This is a genomic window from Vibrio sp. D173a (genome assembly GCF_030248475.1).
This window is the reverse complement of record NZ_JAHGAH010001004.1, coordinates 1-919: the sequence shown is the minus strand read 5'-3', so window position 1 is coordinate 919 and position 919 is coordinate 1. Positions and strand designations below refer to the sequence as shown.

General features: G+C 42.7%; 1 pseudogene. It reads right to left on the bottom strand.

The annotated features are described in order from the left end of the window. Positions 1–719, bottom strand: a pseudogene (locus KIV40_RS30890) (hypothetical protein); the annotation flags it as partial. Positions 720–919: the final 200 nt, after the last annotated feature.

Below are 919 nucleotides of genomic sequence, written 5' to 3'. Positions count from 1 at the left end.
ACACCAACTGCATATTCACCTGCATTAGCTAGCACAGGACGAGCGTTAGTAATTGCGTGAGAAGATGCCATAACCTGATCCATGCGGTCATCAAGCTCAAGCATTTTTTGACCTTGCTTATATAGATCTTGTTCTAGTGAATCCATGCGAACAGAGCTGTCATAGATAGCACCATCGATGCGGTCAATTTCGCCACCAACAATGTCTTTACCGTTCCTCACGAGATCACGAATTTGTTCTGATGCCTCTGGGCGATCTGGTAATACGTTATCACTATCTTTTGGTAACTCAGGGCGAGGCTTGTCTGCACCCCACTCTGGAGAATCATCACGGTTAATAAAAGCGTTGTCTAAGATTAACTGATCATCACTCCCGGTGCGGATCGCGACATGAGAGCCGTCCTCTACACGTTCGATATAAATGTGATCTTTGCCATCGTGACGGATGGAGCCCACTCCTTCTCCTGTACCTCGGTGAATTACTTGACCATTATCAACTGTGTAATCCGTCTTTTCGCCGTTGATTCGGATGGTTCCTGTCTCGCCATTAATTACGATGGATTTTCCGTTGTCAGTAATAATTTCAGTATTGCCGTTTACGTTTTCTGTAATTTTTCCGATGTTTTCAGGGCTAAGTTCCCATGATGGTTGTTCAAAATCTGATGCCACTACGCCTGTTGATACTGCTGCAATTGCCACTGCTAGAATTGTCTTTTTCATTACGTTACTTTTCTTTACTCGTTTAATTTAAAGGGAGAGAGCAAACTCTCAGCGATAATTTATTAACTGTTAGAACAGGCGGATTATTTAAATAAAACCAGCGCTCCCGTTCAGTGGCGTTAATGTAAACTCTCAAGATAAAGACAAGTAGCGGGCATAATTTATGCTCTACATAAACAACGTTTATGCAGAGCAAAGAA